This window comes from Pedobacter gandavensis, from assembly GCF_032678465.1.
GTDB lineage: Bacteria > Bacteroidota > Bacteroidia > Sphingobacteriales > Sphingobacteriaceae > Pedobacter > Pedobacter gandavensis_B.
On sequence record NZ_JAVTSK010000001.1, the window covers coordinates 44,260 to 59,434 of the forward strand.

Sequence of the window (15,175 nt, forward strand, 5' to 3'; positions counted from 1 at the left end):
CAAAGGACATGCCACATACAAGCGACTGAAAAACAACTAATTGACGGATTTTTTAAAACAAAAAACGTTCGATATCGGACAAATTGTTCTATATCAAACAAGTTAGCTGTTATCTGCTCAACTGGCTGGTAAAATTTTCCAATTGATGCATACTCTGCTGAAGTGCAGGATACAATTGCGCATAAATGCTAAACAACTCCTGATAAACGAGATGGTGATCCGCATTTGGTTTAACACGCTCCTTCTCTCCCGAAGAAAGCGGATAAGACTGAGTTAATCCAATAGCTTTAATGGCCATGTAAGCCGCGCCAATAGCCGAAGCATCCTCCGTTTGCAACAACACAATCTCTTTCCCGGTAATATCTGCGAGGATCTCCATCCATATCTTTGCATGTACAAAACCTCCACTCACATGAAGCTGAACAATCTCTCTCTTATCGGGTACCAATGCAATTAGCACCTGATTCAGCGCATAGCAAATTCCTTCCACTACCGCTCTTGATAAATCGCCCTGGTCGTGATGAAGTTTCAGCCCAAAGAATGAGCCACAGCTTTCCGAATCCCATATAGGTGCACGCTCTCCACTGAGATAAGGAAGAAAAATTAATCCTTTACTTCCTGCTACTGTAGCCCTGATCTGCTCAAACAACTTCGCATAGTCGGTAATTGATAGTTCCGTCTTACCCAGTATATTTTTTAAGAGCCACTGTAATGCAATGCCTCCATTGTTAACAGGACCGCCGCAAATAAAAGTCTGTTCATCCAGGATATAGCTAAAAGTCATGGCCTGTTTGTTAAAAATTGGTTCCGGGCTGGAAATCCGTACTGCGCCACTCGTTCCAATCGTTAAGGCAGCCATTCCTTTTCCATTAACATCACTACCAAGATTCGCCAAACAGCCATCACTGGCGCCAATTACGAAAACAGTTCCTTCCGAATTCTTCTTTTGATAACTCGTACTTACGGGTTCAGATAAATGACGCGCTGTAATTCCGGCCAGCTGCAATGATTCTTCGCTCCAGCTGAGTGTCTTCCAGGAAAACAATCCTGTACAGGAAGCAATGGAATGGTCTATTTTAAACTCTTTAAATAACCGATACCAGATGTACTCCTTAATCGAGATAAATTTAAAAGTCCGGTGTAACAAATCAGGCTGATTTTCCTGCCACCAGATCAGCTTGCATAAGGGAGACATGGCATGGATAGGAGTACCTGTTTCCTGATAAATAGCTATCCCATACTCAGAACCAATAATTCTCTTTGCTATGGCTGAACTTCTGGCATCCGCCCAGGTCATCATTGGACTCAATGCCATCCCGTTTTCATCCACACTGACTAAACTATGCATGGCACTGCTTAGTCCTATTGCCTCCGGCGGCCCCCCCATGCGCTCCTTCATTTCTAAAAGACATTGATTAAAAGCCTCCCAGATCAATAAAGGATCTTGCTCATGATACCCTGGTAAAGTTGAAAATGAAGGATAATGCTGCTGAACTGAATCGATAGGCTCGTAGTTAAGATTTAAGGCGACAGCTTTTGTGCTCCCTGTTCCAATGTCTATTCCCAGAATATATCTCATGAATTAAATTTATATTAAGTATCCCATTTCTAATACCTTCGGTTTCTATTGCGAAAACCATCAGATAAACAAAATAGAAATAATAATTTGAATTGGCCCGCGTAAAACAGCAGGCCAACAAACTATTTGGATCAATTATAAATAACTCTATATTTGCAGGCACTCGCATTTATTTTGTCAGAATCAACCACATATCATTTCAGCGAATCTATTATAATTGATGAAAAGACTTTTTTTCAATTATATGAATGCTATTGGCAAAAGTTGTATCAAATTGCCTTAAAATATTTGGGAGACCGCTTTGAAGCGGAAGAAGTGGTTCAGGAATTATTCACTTCTATATGGCAACGTAAAGATACCTTAGTTTTGCAAAAGGATACTCTGGAGAACTATCTGGTAAGATCAGTTCGCTTTAAGATTGCAAGGATGTACAAAGATGAAATCAGGAAAACAGGTAAGATCAACGAACTAAAAGAACAACAGGTTTCATTTAACAACCATACAGAGAAACAGGTTTTATATCATTTTTTAAAAAAAGACATAGAAACGCTCGTCCTTTTACTACCAGAACGATGTAAAGACATTTATAATTTAAGTCGCGAGAGAGGCCTTAACAATAAGGAGATTGCCATAGATCTTTCCATTTCTGAAAAAACAGTAGAAAATCAATTGACAAAAGCATTATCATTCATCCGAAATGGTCTTAAAAAATACCCAAGAACATAACATGAATAGGGGGAAATCAGCCCATTTGATAATATATATAAAACTAAGCCATGAATCCTGAGTTATTAAAAAAGTGTTTATCTGGCAAGGCATCTAACGCAGAGTGGGAATCCTATCTCTCCTGGATGAATGGAGATGGATTGGAAAATGATCTCGCAGAGCTGGACCAGGACACTAATCCTATAAAGAATAGCATCCTGGGAAAAATCCTGCAGAAAAAAGAACAACACCGCATTCAAATCAATAGAAAAAGAACAATCAGTATTGCCACTGGTATTGCAGCAAGTTTATTTTGTGTATTGTACCTTTCTGTGCTATTTCATGCAGAAACAAAATTGCAACAGGCTCAGGTGTTCAGATATGAAGACCAATCCTCGCAATCAGAAAATAACTTTAATGGGATCATTGTACAATTGGCAAAAAATAGTCAGGCTAGTTTAAACCAACAAAAAAATGCAAACATCAACCTTCATTTCTTAGGATCAGTGATGTTGAGTAATCGTTCTTCTGAAGATCAACACATTACCGTTCAAAACCATAAAGATGAGCTAAAAAAAATCTGCCTTCGCAAAGGACATTCCTATTTTTTGAGTTACTTAAACTTTAAATTTGAAGAAATAATCATGGTAGACAAGCAGAGTATGAATGAAATTCCTCCTGCACTTGCCATGAACATGCAACAACAATTCGATCTCTAACTTTATAACTGTGAACTTTCCATCTTCAAAACAGCAAGCTTTTTTTGGTATTTCATTGCTATTTGTAGGTCTGCTAATTTTATTGGCTTGTCAGCATAACACTAAAGAGCCAGAATATAAATATGCGCTCCTCAGCTACGACAGTCTGGAAAACAAAGCTCATTTAACTAAAGTCAATTCTTTAATGGATCCTAAAGATATCGGTCCCAGGAATGAGGTAAACTTTAATGGATTTATTCTCGCTCAAAAAGATTCCAGATATTTCGTAATGGATCAGGAACAAAAATCTTTTGTTTGTTATCAAATAGATAAAAGTGGAATTAAGCCGGTCAGTATGATCTCCATGAAGGACATCCCCTGGGAGCCTTATATGTCATGGGTAAACTGGATAGATACACATACCATCCTGATAGGAACAGTAAACCAACAGAAGTTCAATTATCTGGAAATTGATCTGGATGAGATGAAGATCAATCGAAAGGGCTTTCTAGCTGTTCCAGAAACTTCTGCGGAGAACAATTACGTTGGTGTTTCCGGACAATTGGTTAACAACAAATTATTTGTCAGCTATACTTTTCAAAAGGGAATGATGAGAGATCATATTGTACCTTGCGAGGATACCATGTATGTGGCACAATTCAGCTATCCTGATCTAGAACTGGAAAGTACCACACAAGATTCCCGAACCACCTGGCCTGGATCTTATGCCATTTTAGCTCCCAATTCATTGGTGTATAAAGACAACATCTACATTTTAGGTCAACCAGGGGGAAGAACCGGTAACAGAAAGGGGACTCCTTCGTCTATTTTAAAAATGGACAGCCAGGAGAACAAATTTGATCCTTTATATGATTTTCAAGTTGCAGATGGTTTACATGAAGAAGCCTATACACTCCATAATATTGGGGATGGGATGGCCATTAGTTCAGTGGTACAACTAAATAAAATTCATAGTTTCGAAAATTACATGATCAATAGAGTGGCCAATTATGTGCTTTTAGATCTTAAAAATCAAACTAAAACCAAACTTAATCTTCCAGATGTCCAATTAGATTGGGTCTTTAATACCATTTGGGATGATCATTTCGCCTATGTTTCCGTCTACCAAAAAGATGGCAACAGCCAGATCTGGCAATACAACCGTAAAGATGGAATCCTGAAAAAAGGTTTGCTGATTAAGGGCGCTGTTTTTCGTATAAACCGGTTAGAAAACTAAACATTTAAGGCTTATTTAAAAATATTCTAAATAGCATAGGGGAAAAGTCCGACTTATGCTAATTAGTATATAGAGGGTCATACAGTTCGTACCTGTATGACCCAAACCCTAAGAAAGGGTCACTCTTAAATCGAAACATCTAAAAGTAATGCAAATTAAGAAAATCTTGCTAATGGGCATATTATGCGCTAGCGTATTTTGTGTGCAAGGACAAAAATTAAACAAAAGCAGTATCAAAGGACAGGTCTCTGATGATCAAAAAGAGGGTATACCAACCGCTACCATCCGTTTACTGCCCATCAACAGAACCCAGGCGACCGATCATAAAGGGATGTATGATCTTTCAGATCTTGCAGCTGGAACCTATACCATACAGATTTCTGCCATTGGTTTTATAAAGATAGAGCAGAAAGTCAGCATCAAAGAAAATCAGGACCTCCGCCTAAATTTTTCGATGAAAGAAGCTCAGAATGAATTGAGCAATGTTTCAATTAGCGGTAAAACTGAATCCCGTAAAGCTAAAGAAGCGGGCTTCGCAGTAAATTCCATTGATTTAAAGCCGTATGCAAATACAACAAATGATCTAAACCAGATCCTCAATCGCTCAGCAGGGGTTAAGGTGAGAGAACAAGGAGGCCTCGGCTCTGATTTCGAATTCTCGATTAATGGATTATCAGGTGGACATATCAAATTTTTTATTGATGGTATTCCTATGGAGTCTTATGGAAGTGGCATGACCTTAAACAACTTCCCGGTCAACCTCGCAGAGCGTGTGGAGGTTTATAAAGGAGTGGTTCCTGCCTACCTCGGCTCAGATGCTTTGGGTGGCGCAGTAAACATCATCACCAAAAAGAACAAAGGAAAATCTCTTGACCTGAGCTATAGCGCAGGATCTTTCAATACCCATCGGGCAGGATTAACAGGGAGTTTTACCGACGCAAAAACTGGTATAACCACCAACGTGAGTTCTTATTACAATTACTCTGACAATAATTATTACATGTATAACAATCCTTCCGCCAATGCACTTTTAGAAGTTCCCTATAATGGAAAATTTAAAGAGGTCGAGAAGCTCCGTCGTTTTCACGATAACTATGAGTCTTTTATGGGACAGGTTGAAGCAGGAGTTTCCAATAAAAAATGGGCGGATGTATTTGTAGCTGGTGTTACTTATACTTCCAATTATAAACAAAGACAAACGGGTGCTACACAGGAAAAGGTGATTGGCAAAATGACGAATGAAGGCCATAACATCATCCCCTCCATTCGTTACCGTAAAGAGAATTTGTTGATTAAAGGACTGTCTGCGAGTGCATTTGCCAATTATTCTGCCAATAAAAATGTCCTAACCGATACCAGTGACCGGATTTTCTATTGGGATGGTACCTCAGAAGCAAGAACTATAGGCAAAATTGGATCTGAGCTTTCCGGAGAGAAAAAGTCTATTGCCCACCTTACAGGTTATAATGTCCTGGCGCAGCTGAATCTTGGCTATACCATTTCAGAAAACCACATGATCAACCTGAATAACAACTATAACAGCTCTTATAGAGAAAGCTATAACGAAATCGATCCCTACAATCATTTGTACGATAAGTCCAATCGCTTAAATAAAAACATTACCGGACTTAGCTATCAACAACAGGTGTTTAATGGTAAAATGACCAATAACATTTTTGGTAAAATGTACGGCTTAAGTGGTAAAACCTATGACAAAAACGGCAATGCCACCAACAATAGCAAACAATATTATGGTTATGGAATGGCCAGTAGTTATAGAATCACACCTATTATAGGTTTAAAAGCCTCCTATGAACGTGCCTATAGGCTTCCTTCATTAGTTGAATTGTTTGGAGACCGTGAAGTAGTAAGAGGAAATCCAAATTTGAAACCTGAAAGCAGCAACAATTATAACCTGGGTTTATTCTTCGATAAGAAACTGGGGAAAGGAAAGATCTGGGCAGAAGCATCTGCATACTACCGTGATGCAAATGATTACATCTCTACCGGCCAATCAGCAGCAAGTAGCGAGGGGGCTTCGGCAGAGTATAGCAATACTGATGGAATCATCATCCGGGGATTTGAAACTGAAGTACGTTATGATTACAACAATTTATTCTCGGTGCTCCTAAACATGACCTACCAGGATGCCGTAAACAGACAAGAATATGAAAAGGGAACCATTCGCATCAACCCACTGTACCTAAGCAGGGTACCTAATGAGCCATGGCTATATGGAAATGCGGATTTCAGTATCGGTAAAGACAACCTGATTGGCAAAGACACAAGAGTTCAATTCAACTGGTTCACCCAATTCATTAATGACTATTCCGTAACCTGGTCAAAACTCGGTGACAAAGACACTAAAGCATACATCCCTCGTCAGTTTATACACAATGCCACCCTGACTTATTCTATGCATAAGGGCAAATACAATGTCTCTCTGGAAAGCAGAAACCTAACCAATGTCATTGCTTATGATAAGTTTAAGTTACAAAAGCCAGGCACTTCATTCTTTGTTAAACTCCGTTACGCCATTTCACAATTCAATTAAAATAAATAAAATCTATGAATATGTTTACTACAATTAAAACAAGACTACTGGTGCTGGCCACAGCATTAGTCTTTATGACTGGCCTACATTCCTGTAAAAAAGACAATAACAACTCCGGTGGTAAAGAAAAAGAAAATGGTGAATATGCCGTGATCTATTCTGTTGGAGACAATAGCTATCTGCTAAATATCAATTCATTATCTGAAGGAAAAATCAGCCCGATTGGTAGTGGTATAGATGTTTCAACCATATTTACGTGGGGTGAAAACATCATGCAAAAAGGAAGACACTTCTATTTCCTTAACCCTACAGGAAGGTTTAGCAAGCACTTATATCAGGATGGCAAGCTCACTAAAGAAGATGAAATTCCTTTTACCTCTTTTCCTAGTCCATATGTTGGCTGGTCTCTATGGTTAGATGATAACCAACTGATGTTTGGTCCAAGAGGCAGTAACCTTTACGCCATCATCAATGTCAAAAACATGAGCATTGTAAAAAGCGGTGAATTCGATTTACCAAGTGTGCCTGCAGATCACAGCAGAAGAGTATATTCTGCATTTACCAGTGGAAATAAGGTAATGATCGGTTATGGTCTGTACAATGAGGTGACTAAACTCACCAATGATGAGTCTTACCTGGCTTCAATGGATCTACCATCATTAAGCAATTTTAAAGTAACCAGCAAAGACGGGCGTTCAGCTCCTGCAGGGCCTTTAAGAAATGGATATTTCAGTCAGTTTACTGACAATGGAAACGACTACCTGTTAACACATCCTATGCCTATGTTAGGTGGTAATAAGCCGAATATGCCAACAGGTTTCTTCAGAATTAAGGCTGGTACTGACACCTTTGATGCGAACTATTTCTTCAATGTATCGGCGCTAACCAATGGTGATAACCAATTAGGAGTATGTTATGTTGGGAATGGAAAAGCGATTCTTGCAAATGCAAAAGATGCGAAGAACAGAGTAAAAGTAAAAGACGACTGGTGGTATGCAGACATGTGGGAATACCTTGTCGTAGATGTTAATGCACAAAAAGTAATCAAAAGACTGGACTTTCCGCCTCTATTAAATTCTCGCTCAGCGATTGTACTGGATGGTAAGGCTTACATTGCAGTAAATGACCCTAAAGCAGATGCGATCTATGTTTATCAATACGATCCAATTGCTGATACACTTAAAAAAGGTTTAAGGATTGAAGGTGGATCCGATAATACACCAATCCTTTATAAATTAAACTAAAAGCTTTCTCCGCTAACGTTGATACAAACCCCGGAATTCATCGCGAATACTCCGGGGTTTTATCCCTCCTATTACCCTTAAAACTTTATGTTCAACAAAATAAACGCATGGCTACACCTTTGGCTGGGACTGGCCTCAGGAATTGTAGTGGTTATTCTAAGCATCACCGGATGTGTACTGGTATTTGAGCAGGAGCTCAAAAGCCTGACCTCTCCATGGCTTCATGCAGAACAACCTGCAAATGCAAAAATATTGCCTCCATCTGTATTACACCAGTCAGTAGAACAAGCCTTACCTGGAAAACATATTGAGTCCGTATGGTATCATGGCGCTGGTCGTACTGCACATTTTAGTGTCCATGAGTCGGATTCAATGGTCTATGTAAATCCATATACTGCCGAAGTAGTAGCCATGGTAGACCATGAAGATTTTTTTCATTTTATAGATGAAGGCCACCGACACCTTTGGATGCCACGTGCAATCGGGCGCCAGATTGTAGGCTGGTCTACTTTTATTTTCTTTTTGCTGACCATCAGTGGGATCATCCTATGGTGGCCAAAAAAATGGAATAAAAGAAGTAGGGATCAGAGTTTTAAAATCAAATGGAAGGCAAAATTTAAACGCGTAAACTACGACTTACATAATGTTCTTGGGTTTTATTCTTTAGTAATTGCACTATTGATGGCCATTACCGGTTTAGTCATGAGCTTCTCCTGGTTTAGTCAAGGAGTCTACTGGTTAACAGGTGGCGAAAATAAACCTCGTCAAAAAAGACAAAAAGTTGAAGTCTCCGGCCCTTCAGTAAATACCTCATTACAAAATGCAGATCTCATCTGGCATAAAGTAGTCAATGAAATTGCACGGTACAATAAGGATCAGGTGATCATACATTTTGCAGAAGAGCCAGATGAAGCCATCTATGCCTGTACAGATATGACCAAAGGCTTTTGGAGAGACCTCAATTTTGATCCTTTAACCCTCGAACTTTTACCAAATTCGACCAAACGTCTGGAAGATATGAAATTTCCGGATCAGGTAAGAAAACTCAATTATGCAATCCATGTTGGTGCCATTGGTGGCCTTACTACAAAAATTCTATACTTCCTGGCCAGTTTAATTTGTGCCAGTTTACCAATCACCGGCTTTTATATCTGGTGGGGAAAAAAGAAAAAAACAAAAAAACCTGCCCAAGTCAAAAAACAGCCTGAACAGGTGCTAAGCATTCCTTAACATGATAAAAAAATATCTCTTTGCCCTTATTTGTCCGCTCTACTTTGTGATGCCTGCCAGCGCTCAAAAAAAAATCTACGGTAAATTACTGGATGAAAAAGCACAGTACATTCCTTTTGCCTCCGTCACTGTATTGCGTTCTGTGGATTCAGTAAAAGCTTATGCGGTGATGACGGATACAGCCGGAAACTTCATGCTTACTGGGGTTAAAAATGGCAAGTATCTAGTGAAAATCAGCTATATCGGTTATGTAGATTATTACTCCCCGGTGATAGAACTCAGCGATGCCAGAAACTTACACCATCTGGGTTCCATTCATTTAAATACTGATAGCAGATTGTTAAACGCCGTAACGATCAGTGGCCAACGCCCATTAATTGAGCAAACTCTGGATAAAACAGTGATGAATATTGAGAAAAGCATATTTGCCGAGGGAAATACAGCTCTGGAGTTATTAAACAAAGCACCTGGGCTAACAGTAACAGAGAATGGAGAGGTCTCACTCAAAGGAAGATCAGGAACAACGGTGATGATTAATGGAAAACCGACCTACCTTTCTGGTGATCAGCTCGCGAACTTATTGAGAGGAACAAACTCTTCTTCTATTTCAAGGATTGAAATCATGTCTAATCCTACCGCAAATTTTGATGCCTCTGGCAGCGCTGGGATTGTAAATATAATCATCAAAAAGAACCTCTTAATTGGTTTTAACGGCAGCATCAATGGAAGCATAGGTGCGGGTCAGGATATCAGAAACAGCCAAGGCATTGCACTAAGTTACAATACGACCCTACTGAATACCTATGGAAGCTATAATGCCAACAATCAGAATCTGGAGAGTAACCGCAATGCCGAACGTCTGTTTTATAACGACAACCATACTTTATTACAAAGTATCCAGCAGGAAACATTAGAGAAAGCAAAATTGCGCTCACATAACTTTAGATTTGGAGTAGACTTAAATCTAAATGAAAAAAATACACTGGGATTTTTAGTAAATGGTGCTATTGGTAAATATCCCACACAACAGCCTAGCTCCAGTGTCTTAAGAAATGCAAATGCTGAAACTTCCTGGACAGCACTTACCCAAACGAATAATAAGGAAAACTGGACGGATCTTCTTTATAACGCAAACTATGTCCACAGGTTTAATAACAATGGGCATGAACTGAAGGCAGATGTTGATTATGTTTATCATACTTCCAAAATGAGACAGCAGTTAGATACTCGATATCTCTTTCCAAATGAAGGCATAACCAGACTACCCTCAGGTCGTAGAGGAGATATTCCTTCAGATGATGATGTCTATGCTGCTAAAATAGATTACATCCTGCCCCTGACCAAAAAATCTATATTAGAAGCAGGTTGGAAAGGCAGTTATGTGCGTACAGAAAATAACCTCCAATATGATACGCTGAAAAACAATACCTACCTGCCAGATGCCAGTACCAGCAACCATTTTATCTATAAAGAACAGATACAGGCTGCTTACATTAATTTGAATACAGCCTGGTCTGAATATCAGCTGCAAGCAGGATTACGGGCAGAATATACAAACACCAAAGGCAATCAGATCACTTCAAACCAAGTCTTTAAGAAAGATTATATTGGTCTTTTTCCAAGCCTGTTTATTAGCCGGGATTTTAACGAAAATCATCAGTTAAAAACAGGTTACAGCAGAAGAATTAAGCGTCCAAGTTATTGGGACTTAAATCCTTTCCGGGTGTATGACGATCCTTTTGCTTTCTATGAAGGAAACCCATATTTAAAACCAGCCATCGTAAACGCGATTGAGTTAGGTTATGGGTTTAAATCACGCTATTTCGCTACACTGAGTTATAATCATACCGGGAATGTCATCGCTGAACAACTAGGTCAGCTCGATGCCGGAAGCACCACTTTCCAACGCCCGGAAAACATTGGCACTTTTGATAATTTTGGCCTGAGTATTACCGCATCTACTCAACTATTCAAATGGTGGACAGGTAGCCAATTTCTGAACTTATATCACAATAGGTACAAAATTAACAGCAATACGCATCCTATGGTGAATAGTGGTACCACCTTAAGTTTGAACTCCCAGAACACCTTTAACCTCGGTAAAGGCTGGAAAACGGAATTAAGTGCCTTCTACATTTCAGAAGAAGTATCAGGAATCAGCACCACTCAATCTTATAGCATCATTTCTTCCGGTATCCAGAAAGAAGTACTTAAAGGAAAAGGGAGTTTGAAATTTATGATGAATGATATTTTCGAAGGTTACCACATCAAAAGAAGGATGTTGTACGAAAACATAACCTTCTTAAGCCGTAGTCAATCCGATAGCAGATATGGGATGTTATCCTTTACCTACCGTTTTGGTACAAAGGGCACACCATCAAATGAAAGAAGTACTAGCAGTGAAGACTTAAAGGGAAGAATGTAAAGACCATGGGAGCTAAGCATGGAATATCAAAAATTAGCAAGGTCATTCTCCAGTACCTGGAGGAAAATGACAATGCTTTAGATGCAGAAGCGCTGTGGCTAAAACTTAGGGAACAAGGGCACCGTATGTGCGTTTGTTCCATTTACCTCAACCTTAAGAAATTGGAGAAGATGAAGCGTCTACAAAAAATAGAAAATCCGGAACGGAAATCTGTATATATTTTGAATAGCGAATAAATTCAAAACCTTATGACTATTTACCAAGCCCAAAGACCACACCTAGCAATAGTAAAGTCGAAAATACAGCCCTTCTAATTTAATCATGCCTTAAAACAAAAAAGCCAGCAGTTATGTATAACTACTGGCTAAATAAGTGGTCCCGACGATAGAAAAAACAGTGGTTTTTGTGAGTCAAACAGCCTCAATTCAAGTCATATTTGGTCAGATCTGATCAAATTAGTTACCCTTTTATTTACCCCTGTAACGCAGCATTTCTAATCTTTTACTTTGTACTTAAGTAGTATTTCATCAAAGTTGCCATTGATATTTAAACTTTCTCTCATACTCTCAACCCAAGTCTTATCTGTTCCTCTACTAGAATAGTGACGATGATAAGTTACAGGGTTGTCTTTAAAGTACTTCTGAAATTCACGCCTATAATACTTCCCCAATACACTTTCTTCAGTTCCCATTAAAATAAAACGAGTTTCTGAGGTGATTTTTAAATCTCTCATTTCATCAACAAACCTCAAGACGTTTTCTGGAATAAGCTCAGGGTTGATTTTAAGCTCTTTTGCAAGACTAGTAGATTCTTTCATTTTAATTCTGAATAAGTCTGTCATGTAAGCCCCACGTATTGCGGTATCATTAAAAGCATATTTCAATTTTCGGTCATGCTTTCCTCCTCTAAAGTTTCCCCATACTTCAACCCCATTAGAAATGTTTAATCCAATAATAACATTCCTGACATTGAGGGCTTCAATATTTGAATATATTATATCAGTAGATTTTTCTCCTATTCTTGATTTTTCATATTCCCAAATAGCCCAGCTTGCCCAAGCACCATGCTTTTCGGTCAGTTTTTCAAATTCAATTGGCAAGAGGCTCATAATATTAAATTATTTGCTATAAATAATCATATGGTATTTTTAAATATGTCCTTATAGAGATCAACTTTAAACTGTTTAACAGGTGTTTTATATCCCACATAATTATCCTTGACATCCAAATAATCCTTTGATCTGGATAGTTGAATATTAGCACTACCAGAAGGTGACACCAATATTTTGAGGAGTACCGGCCTCCCAAAATGAACAGGATCAAGTAAAACGAATTTTTCCTCTCTTATTTTTTTAGTGATTTTTTGTTTTAAAATATCAACATAAAATAATTTGAAAGCATTATTCTTACCAAATCCACTAGTGAATAAAATCTCATTAATGGTTGAGTTTCTGATTTGATCAATAAGACCATAGTTAAGTTTTTCCGGAATTAAATCACTATCCAATGCATTCTGATTCTTTCTCAGACATTCTAATATTGTATCAGAAATCGCTATTTTTCGACTTCTTAAGAAATTCACTATACCCTCTACCGTAATAGGGTCTCCAATTTCATTATCAAACGCCTCATTTAAGATTTTCCAGATACTTGATCTATTCCCATAAAAAAATTGCACCTCAAACTTTTCTGTAAAATGAGGGTGGATCGTGCCTAATATCAATTTTTCACTTTTGGTAAGAATAGGATATTTTCCAACAAACTGATGTCTTGTCTTCATATATAATATTTTTTGCCAACTTTATAGACATAAAACTGGTAATTTTTAAACGTGCACTAGATAACAACTATTCGCTCACCTATGAGGTGGGCTATAGTTTTATTTGTGCACCGGGATACCAGTCCCTCTTCCGCAGATAGGCTACAGTTCCACCTCTGCTTTTTCTAATCCACCTTTCGGAACTGGAGGTATAGACCAAACCTTCAATGAAAAATTTTATTATTCTACTTTTTGCGCTCAGTCCTATTGTAGCACTTGGACAAACAGCGAACCAAAAAAAGATCTTAATTGAATCCTTAAGCTCTAGCAAAATTGAAATAACAAAACAGAATATCGCTAAAACACTATCCGATCCTTCACATTGGTATTTAATGGCAACCTACTCAAATAATGAGCTTCATCCTGTATCGATGTTTTCAAGTTACAAGTTTTTCCCAAACGGTTTATTTTTATTGGCTGGCCCCTTAACAACAAAAGCCAGTGATGTAGAGGAAGGAGTTTGGCAATATCAAAATCAGAGCAAGACTCTAAAACTTTTAAAGGAAAATGGTGACCTGATTTTAAAAGTTTACATATTAAACGCTGTTGAAATCATTGTAGAAGACAAAGGAAATACAAAATACTTTCTTAGTGCCCAAACAAATTTTTATGATGCACCAAAGGCTATCCAATGGAAGGTTAATTACACTACCCTTACCGAACCATCCGCACTAAAAGCAAAATGGGAAAGACAATAATATTTCCAGTATTTTATATAAATCCGCCCTATTACTTTACCTATGGAGCGGATTTTTTATGAAATATGATTTCTAATAACAAACAATTGCCTTTCGTTCTAGTCCGAAGTCGACTAATCCATTAATATAGCATTCTTTTAAATCAATTTTGAGTTTTATCTTGTGGTTCATTTTTATATATGTCACAGATACTTTTTCACTATACATCGTTTGCTGCATTTTGTAGTATTATAAGTAATCAAAAACTACGATTTACCAACATTGGGTTTCTTAACGACTCCATGGAATATCAATATGGTCTGAATCTTTTCACCCAAGCCCTTAAAGAGTTCGAGGATAAAAACGGGTTTGTTGAGAAATTTGACACCTCGTTAGTAAACAGGTTTACTTTTTTAAATAAACTCTATACAATATCCTTCTGTGAAAACAGGGATGATCTTAACCTTTGGAGAGGATATTGCCCAAAAGAAGGTGGTATCGCAATAGGTTTTGATAAAAGCACATTATTTCCAGATAAGGATGTTATAGTTAACAAATGCCAGTACGGAAATCCGTACAAAGGGATAATAGGAGATTCAAATTATCAAAGAATAAAAAGCAAATTCAAAAATATTGAGGGATTATATAAAGACAGAGAGCATATTCAATTTACCTATGATCTTGCACATATTAAAAGTGAAGGTTTTATAGGCGAGAATGAATGGAGAGGCGTTTCATTCGGAACCAACCAAAAGATAGATTATTATGTGAAGAACTCCATGATTGTTCCTTTTTATGATCAAAGCTTCAACAAAAAAAGTATTAAACAGATTTTAATCGGTCCAACAGTTCATCAAGACAAGATAAAAGAAGCGTTAGAAATTATGACAAAACAGCACAATATAACCTGTGAAATTTCAAAATCAGCTATTTCATTTGTACAATATTAGTTGAAAATTAAACCGTAAAAGTAATTTGATTATATTGTTTAGTTATTAATGAATCTAG

At 37.8% G+C, this 15,175-nt stretch carries 13 protein-coding genes; 10 read left to right on the forward strand and 3 right to left on the reverse strand.

Features of this window, described 5'->3' with window-relative positions; all coding sequences use genetic code 11:
- Window positions 1-109: 109 nt before the first annotated feature.
- Window positions 110-1,579: a gluconokinase gene (locus R2Q94_RS00190; protein ID WP_316819415.1), complete on the reverse strand. Its 1,470-nt coding sequence runs from the start codon at window positions 1,577-1,579 to the stop codon at window positions 110-112.
- Between the two features lie 174 nt (window positions 1,580-1,753).
- Here R2Q94_RS00190 and R2Q94_RS00195 point away from each other — a divergent pair, with 174 nt between their 5' ends.
- The 8 genes from R2Q94_RS00195 to R2Q94_RS22135 all read left to right on the forward strand — a co-directional run bounded on the left by R2Q94_RS00195 (window position 1,754) and on the right by R2Q94_RS22135 (window position 11,908).
- Window positions 1,754-2,305: an RNA polymerase sigma-70 factor gene (locus R2Q94_RS00195; RefSeq protein ID WP_316819416.1), complete on the forward strand. Its 552-nt coding sequence runs from the start codon at window positions 1,754-1,756 to the stop codon at window positions 2,303-2,305.
- Between the two features lie 50 nt (window positions 2,306-2,355).
- Complete coding sequence (locus R2Q94_RS00200; RefSeq protein WP_316819417.1) at window positions 2,356-3,003, forward strand: hypothetical protein; 648 nt, start codon at window positions 2,356-2,358, stop codon at window positions 3,001-3,003.
- Between the two features lie 10 nt (window positions 3,004-3,013).
- On the forward strand, window positions 3,014-4,219 hold the full coding sequence (locus R2Q94_RS00205) for a hypothetical protein (RefSeq protein WP_316819418.1): 1,206 nt from the start codon (window positions 3,014-3,016) through the stop codon (window positions 4,217-4,219).
- 172 nt (window positions 4,220-4,391) lie between these two features.
- On the forward strand, window positions 4,392-6,773 hold the full coding sequence (locus R2Q94_RS00210; protein WP_316819419.1) for a TonB-dependent receptor: 2,382 nt from the start codon (window positions 4,392-4,394) through the stop codon (window positions 6,771-6,773).
- 20 nt (window positions 6,774-6,793) lie between these two features.
- Window positions 6,794-8,017, forward strand: a complete 1,224-nt coding sequence (locus R2Q94_RS00215; protein ID WP_316819420.1) for a DUF4374 domain-containing protein — start codon at window positions 6,794-6,796, stop codon at window positions 8,015-8,017.
- Window positions 8,018-8,104: 87 nt separating this feature from the next.
- Window positions 8,105-9,247: a PepSY-associated TM helix domain-containing protein gene (locus R2Q94_RS00220; RefSeq protein WP_316819421.1), complete on the forward strand. Its 1,143-nt coding sequence runs from the start codon at window positions 8,105-8,107 to the stop codon at window positions 9,245-9,247.
- A gap of 1 nt (window position 9,248) precedes the next feature.
- Entirely contained in the window at window positions 9,249-11,672 is a 2,424-nt protein-coding gene (locus R2Q94_RS00225; protein WP_316819422.1) for a TonB-dependent receptor domain-containing protein, read from the forward strand.
- Window positions 11,673-11,677: 5 nt separating this feature from the next.
- A complete protein-coding gene (locus R2Q94_RS22135; RefSeq protein ID WP_410478513.1) occupies window positions 11,678-11,908 on the forward strand; it encodes a transcriptional repressor in 231 nt (76 codons plus the stop codon).
- A gap of 257 nt (window positions 11,909-12,165) precedes the next feature.
- On the opposite strand, the gene R2Q94_RS00230 is transcribed toward R2Q94_RS22135, so the two are convergent.
- Both R2Q94_RS00230 and R2Q94_RS00235 read right to left on the reverse strand, forming a co-directional pair.
- Window positions 12,166-12,780 carry a hypothetical protein gene (locus tag R2Q94_RS00230; RefSeq protein WP_316819423.1) on the reverse strand — a complete coding sequence of 205 codons (615 nt, stop codon included), beginning with the start codon at window positions 12,778-12,780 and terminating at the stop codon, window positions 12,166-12,168.
- A 26-nt stretch (window positions 12,781-12,806) separates the two neighbouring features.
- Window positions 12,807-13,451, reverse strand: a complete 645-nt coding sequence (locus tag R2Q94_RS00235; RefSeq protein WP_316819424.1) for a hypothetical protein — start codon at window positions 13,449-13,451, stop codon at window positions 12,807-12,809.
- 206 nt (window positions 13,452-13,657) lie between these two features.
- Here R2Q94_RS00235 and R2Q94_RS00240 point away from each other — a divergent pair, with 206 nt between their 5' ends.
- Together R2Q94_RS00240 and R2Q94_RS00245 are read left to right on the forward strand one after the other, a co-directional pair.
- The gene (locus R2Q94_RS00240) at window positions 13,658-14,188 is read left to right on the forward strand and encodes a hypothetical protein (RefSeq protein WP_316819425.1); all 531 of its coding nucleotides are present in this window, start codon (window positions 13,658-13,660) and stop codon (window positions 14,186-14,188) included.
- A 281-nt stretch (window positions 14,189-14,469) separates the two neighbouring features.
- The gene (locus R2Q94_RS00245) at window positions 14,470-15,117 is read left to right on the forward strand and encodes a DUF2971 domain-containing protein (protein WP_316819426.1); all 648 of its coding nucleotides are present in this window, start codon (window positions 14,470-14,472) and stop codon (window positions 15,115-15,117) included.
- The last annotated feature ends 58 nt before the right edge of the window (window positions 15,118-15,175 follow it).